Origin of the sequence: Lactobacillus sp. UMNPBX16 (assembly GCF_002553775.1) — a bacterium.
In the GTDB taxonomy this organism is placed as follows: domain Bacteria; phylum Bacillota; class Bacilli; order Lactobacillales; family Lactobacillaceae; genus Lactobacillus; species Lactobacillus crispatus.
Window position 1 is genome coordinate 99,339 of record NZ_PCYU01000020.1, and the last position, 6,120, is coordinate 105,458.

The window sequence follows — 6,120 nt, forward strand, 5'->3', positions numbered from 1 at the left end:
AAAGGCAGTAAAAAAGCACCTCTGAGATATCAGACGTGCTCGTTATTTTTTCGATTTATCTAGTTGATTGGCGCCGAATTAGCTTAGGTTTAAGCATTACTTCACCTTGAGGTGAACCTGATTGGGCAATCTTTTGCAGTAGCATTTTAGCTAACATTTCACCCATTTCAAAAATTGGTTGTTTAATTGTCGTTAGCTTTGGATTAGAAACTTGATCTAAAAAGACACCATCAAAACCAATAACTCCAAAGTCTTCCGGAATTCGAGCGCCTTCATCTTGCAATTGCCGTACAACACCCACTGCAATTCGATCACTGGCACAGACGAAACAAGTATCTTTTTTAAATTCCTTAAAATGTTCATGAATCACATCTTGCGCAGCATGACTATGATTAGAAACCCGAAAAATTTGTGGCATCAACTGGTGTTGTTGCAAAGTGTTGATATAACCAGCTTCACGTGAATATTCAAATGGCTCTTTTAAATCAATTCCAATAAAGATAATGTGCTTATATAACCGGTCTAAAGCATATTGAGTAGCCATCTTCTCTGCTAACTGATTATCAGAATCAACAAAGTCATAGCCGCGGTGATTTTCACCAAATAAAACAAAAGGCTTATCGAGTTTATCAAATAATTCATAATCTTTGTTTCGCGCCCCGGTAATTAAATAGCCATCTGCATGTTCCTTTTCAATTTGATTAGGATCCGTAACTAATTGCATCGCATACTGCTTAGTATTTAAACCACGAGCAAAACCAAAAAGCAAGTTCATATAGTATGGCTCAGTGGTATCAATATCTTCTAAAGTGACGAATTTTACCACGTTAGTCCGATTATTAACTAAAGCCTGTGCAATTGAATTGGGATGGTAGTTTAGTTTCTCCATTGCTTTTTCTACCATTGCTCTTAATTCTGGCGTTACTTGCTCAGGATGATTAATCACTCGTGATACCGTCATTTTTGATACATTTGCTTCTTTAGCAACATCTGATAAAGTAGTCATATTATTCCTATTCTAAGTACATCTTTCTGAATCGGTTTAAATCTTTTTGGCTAAAGCCAAGCTCTTTTTTGAAAAATCCATCAAAACTGCCCCAGCCTTGGCGAATAGTTTCCGTAATTCCACGAATAGCCGGTCCCTCTCCCTTGGTAATGTTCATTTTAGAAACTAGGCTAGCAATTTCATTATCATCGGGGAACTGTTTAGCCAAAGCAAAGTCATACAATTCATTGGTCAATAAATAATCACGCGAAATGGTGTCATCATCAACACCTAATGCAGTTAAGATCAGTGCTGAAGTCATTCCAGTTCTATCTTTGCCTGCACTACAATGATAAACTAGCGCATCTTCTTCAGGTAATTCAATCAATTCCGCAAAAATTTTAGCAAATTCATGTTGGCTATGTGAATTAAGCAAAACCTGTTGGTAAATTTGACCAAGCCAATTGTCACCCATATCAGGAATATGATGGACAAAGCGATATAACTTGTTATCGCCTTTATTTTGCTTGCGGTTTTCAGAATAAATATGTGCATCAACAAAACGGACATTTGACCAAAGCTTGTCAGGCGCTGAATTTTGTTCATACTTAGAGCGTAAATCAACATCTACGGTAATTCGGCGTTCAACTAACTTTTCTTGATCTTCCTTCGACAAGGAGCTAAGTGAATCAGAACGATATATTTTGTTCCACTTTACATGTTGACCCTTGTCATTTTGGTAGCCGCCGATGTCTCTGAAATTCAGCGGTCCATCCAAAGCTAATATTCGATCATGCTTCATTTTTCCTTGCCTTTCCTCATTAAAGTGTTAATACCGTACTTTTATTATATCATTATCAGTCATGTGCAAATAACCGAGCAGCACGAATTGCTCTTTGCCAACCTGAATAAAGTTTTTCACGTTCAACTGCACTCATTTTCGGCTCAAAGGCCTGTCCAATCGTAAAGGTATGCTTTAACTCGTCAATATTTTTCCAATAGCCAACGGCAAGGCCAGCTAAAAAGGCTGCACCCATGCTGGTTGTTTCCAGCGTTTTAGCGCGTTCAATTTCAATCCCTAAAATGTCAGCCTGAAACTGCATCAGGTAATTGTTGTTGCTAGCACCGCCATCAACACGTAAAGCAGGAATTTCAATGCCTGAATCTTGTTGCATCGTATCAACAACGTCACGGGTTTGATAAGCTAATGACTGCAAAGTTGCTTTAATTATATCCTTGTCAGTAGTTCCACGTGTAACACCGAAGATTGAACCACGAGTCTCCGCATCCCAATATGGTGCGCCTAACCCAGTGAAGGCAGGGACAACGTAAACCTCGTTCTCTGATGTCGACTCAAGCGCTGCTTGTTCAGAGTCTGGCGCATGCTTAATCAACTTCATCGAATCGCGTAGCCATTGAATTGCACTACCAGCCACAAAGATTGATCCTTCTAAAGCATAAGTAATCTTACCATTAATGCCATAACCAATGGTCGTTAACAGATTATTGTTAGAGTCTGTTGGCTTGTCCCCTGTGTTCATCACAATAAAGGCACCGGTGCCATATGTGTTTTTCACCATTCCTGGTTTCAAAGCTAATTGACCAAATAAGGCTGCCTGTTGGTCACCGGCCATCCCAGCAATTGGCACTTGTCCACCAAAGAACATATATGACGCTGTTTCACCATAAATCTCTGAATTCGAGCGCACCTCAGGCAACATTTGCTTAGGAATATTGAGCAAATGCAAAATATCGTCATCCCACTTGAGCGTGTGAATATTAAACAGCATGGTCCGTGAAGCATTAGTGTAATCAGTCACGTGTTTAGCACCATCAGTTAACTTCCAAACTAGCCAACTATCAATCGTACCAAAAAGCAACTTTCCCTGTTCAGCTTTTTCTTGCGCGCCAGGTACATGATCAAGAATCCAGCGAATCTTAGTTGCACTGAAGTATGGGTCAATAATTAAGCCTGTTTTTTGACGAATTTCATCACTATAGCCTTCTTTTTTTAATTTTTCAGCTAATTCTGTTGTCTGCCGTGACTGCCAAACGATTGCATGATAAATTGGCTCACCTGTATCCTTGTCCCAAACAACGGTCGTTTCACGTTGGTTGGTAATGCCAATTGCGGCAATTTGATTAGGCCAAATGCCCGAATTAATAAAAGCATTGGCAATTGTCGTTTGGACCGCCATCCAGATTTTATTAGCGTCATGTTCAACCCAGCCAGGCTCTGGAAAATATTGGTGAAATTCTTTTTGGGCAGAAGCAACTTCACGTCCATCATGGTCAAAAATAATTGCTCTAGTAGAGGTGGTTCCTTCATCGATTGCTAAAATATATTTTTCTGTCATAGTTATTCTCTTTTCTGCAAAAGCGCTTTCTTATAATATTACTGTTTTTCTAATGCAGATTCTAGCAGTTAATGTAATAGATACGGTATAATTTTTATAAGGATTTTTTAAGGAGGGCATTTTAATGGAAAAAAATCAAAAAATTGCGGTAACAATTGCGGGTAACGATAGTGATGGTAGTGCAGGAATGCCAGCAGATTTGCATTCATTCTATGCACGGGGCGTTTATGGCATGGGGCTGATGACCGCGGCTGTAGCTGGTAATACAAAAGGAATTTTTGCCCAACAAATTATGCCGCTTGATTTTATCCAAAAGCAATTCGATGTGTTAAACGACGACTTCAAGATTAATGCGACTAAGACAGGGATGCTGGCTAACAAGGAAATTATCGATTGCGTTGCCGATAATCTTGAAAAATACGACATGGGTAAAATCGTGCTTGATCCCGTCATCATCACTAAGCACGGTGCCACCCTACTTGACGATGATGCCTACCAGACCTTCTTAGACAGATTATTGCCGCTAGCCGATGTAATTACGCCTAACTTTTATGAACAACAAAAGCTAACTGGCTTGAAGCTAAATAATAAGGAAGAAATTCACGCAGGCGCTAAAAAACTACAAGAGATGGGTGCTAAAAATGTCTTGATGAAGGGACGTCATGACTCAGATAATCAGACTGAAGTAACTGATATTTTGTTGACTGAAGATGGCGCATTTCACGAATTTACCAAGCCTTTCTTTAAGACTGATCGCGTGAATGGCACAGGTGATACTCTCTCCGCAGTTATTGCGGCAGAATTAGCTAAGGGAAAGTCTGTAATTGATGCTATAAAAATTGGTAAGGACTTTACTTACGCTGCAATTTCTCACCCAATTGATGTTGGTTCAAAATGGGGTCCGATCAATCACTTGGCTGCACAGGAAGAAAATAGATAGAAAAAATACCGAAGCTCAGATTTTGAACTTCGGTGTTTTTATGTCTGTTTTCAATTAAATCATTGCTGTGTAGAGATACAGTATTACACAAATAATGAACGCTATTACGTATCCCATGATTATGCTAATAACCCAATGAATATGATGATGTTGCATCCAAGTAGCTAGCCAGTCGCCCAGGACTAGACAATATGATCCTACCAGCCAGTAATTGATCTTTTTCTGATTAATTGCTGGTAATGGCAAGATTAAGATTATTATCAGTGTTACAGCTAAAATGTATTTTAGAGCTTGATAAAGTTTGGGACTTAGTAATGATTCACGCAATTTATTTTACCTTGTTTCTTCTAAATCATATATTCGATTTCCATTAATTTTTGGATTTACTTATTTCTTATAGCTCTTAATGATCCAAAATATACCAAGCATAATAAAAAAGATCGATAATACTACTAGTTGCATAACTGGTTTATATCTAAGAAAGCATGAATCTATTAGAAATACCACACCAACAGCAATAATTGCTATTCCAGATATTTTGCTTTCTTTTTTCATAATAATTATTACAACAGCAATTAAGATTACTACTGCAGTTACAATTGAAGCAACGTCGACTTGCATTAACTTAAATTTTTCCTTCCATCTAAGTCTTCAACTATTATTTTAAATCATGTAAGTTCTCCTGCGATTGACTTTGTATCATATTTGTTACAAATTATTACTCAGGCCAACTAGCAATAAAGTTTTTATAGCCTAATACACCAAGATCCTGTCTAATCTCTTTTGCTTTGTCCATTTGATCCAAAAATAATGCTTTCATATAAAACACTTCAATTCTATAAATCATCAAATGAAACGACTCAGTAGCATCAATAATATATTCCATCGCGTCATCAATATGATCAAAATGTGTAGTTTTCTTATGAACCTTTCTGTCGTAACAAACCACCAGATAATTTTCTAGCAATCTTATATATCTTTCAGTCGTTAACTCTGAAAGCTCAGATTTTTTTGCAAAATCAAGCAAGCGCCCAATTAAAAAGTCCAATTCATCTTGTGGCCACATCGGCATCGTATTAGCCAATAATCGCAGTAGGTCTGGTCGCTCAAGCCAATTATTCCCTCCATCAAACTCAGCTTTTATCTTCGTCCTGATTTCTACATCAATCTTGTCAGTTTCACCCTTAAAATATGCCGAAGTAATTAATGCTCGCAACTTCAAAACCTCATTATTAGATGAATTCATTATCTGCTGACAATACTTATCCAAAGCTTCAGTATCTTTTGCACTAACTGCTAGATTCATTTTAAATTCAAATTGCTTCTCAACTTTTCGTTCTTCTGACGTATAATCATCTTGAATAAGATCACAAAACTCTACTAGATCAACTTGATGCTCAAGCAATATTTTAAATAAGCTCTCCGCATTTATGCGATTTTTGCCACTTTCAATCCTTGCGTAAAAAGGACGACTAAGGATCCCAGCACACATTTGATCCTGTGTTAGTCCTAATTTTATTCTTTCTTTGCGTAGTGCTTCTGCTATAAAAAATGTAAGCAAATGTATGACTATGTTTTATTTTCATACATTTTGGACTATTCGTGCTTTCCATTTCTCTTACCAACGTCTACGCTAGTATTCCGATATTTCAATTTAGAAGTAATCGCATTGACTATCTCTTTTGGCATTTTTTCGGACGTAGCCTCGCCCGCAATTATCTTATAAGGCTCGATTTAACTCTGGATGCTTTACTAGCAGCGTTAGGTTGGCCATGGCATTTTCATCGCGATCAACCTTTTTATTGTAATTAGGACAGTTAGGATTATAACAGACAAAC

At 37.7% G+C, this 6,120-nt stretch carries 5 protein-coding genes and 1 pseudogene; 1 reads left to right on the plus strand and 5 read right to left on the minus strand.

What is annotated here, in order from left to right:
- Positions 1-55: 55 nt before the first annotated feature.
- Genes CP367_RS05675 through glpK form a run of 3 tightly spaced genes read right to left on the minus strand, consistent with a single transcriptional unit; the run spans position 56 to position 3,342 of the window.
- The gene (locus CP367_RS05675) at positions 56-1,006 is read right to left on the minus strand and encodes a LacI family DNA-binding transcriptional regulator (RefSeq protein ID WP_089146008.1); all 951 of its coding nucleotides are present in this window, start codon (positions 1,004-1,006) and stop codon (positions 56-58) included.
- 7 nt (positions 1,007-1,013) lie between these two features.
- Positions 1,014-1,787: a tyrosine-protein phosphatase gene (locus tag CP367_RS05680; RefSeq protein ID WP_005723724.1), complete on the minus strand. Its 774-nt coding sequence runs from the start codon at positions 1,785-1,787 to the stop codon at positions 1,014-1,016.
- 55 nt (positions 1,788-1,842) lie between these two features.
- Positions 1,843-3,342: a glycerol kinase GlpK gene (glpK, locus tag CP367_RS05685; RefSeq protein WP_023487729.1), complete on the minus strand. Its 1,500-nt coding sequence runs from the start codon at positions 3,340-3,342 to the stop codon at positions 1,843-1,845.
- A 124-nt stretch (positions 3,343-3,466) separates the two neighbouring features.
- On the opposite strand from glpK, the gene thiD reads away from it, so the two are divergent.
- A complete protein-coding gene (gene thiD / locus CP367_RS05690) occupies positions 3,467-4,282 on the plus strand; it encodes a bifunctional hydroxymethylpyrimidine kinase/phosphomethylpyrimidine kinase (protein WP_005720042.1) in 816 nt (271 codons plus the stop codon).
- Positions 4,283-5,000: 718 nt separating this feature from the next.
- Here thiD and CP367_RS05705 read toward each other — a convergent pair.
- Positions 5,001-5,843 (minus strand): helix-turn-helix domain-containing protein, encoded by an 843-nt coding sequence (locus CP367_RS05705; protein ID WP_255404445.1) that lies wholly within the window; start codon positions 5,841-5,843, stop codon positions 5,001-5,003.
- A gap of 159 nt (positions 5,844-6,002) precedes the next feature.
- Positions 6,003-6,120: pseudogene (locus CP367_RS05710) on the minus strand (RNA-guided endonuclease TnpB family protein); the annotation flags it as partial.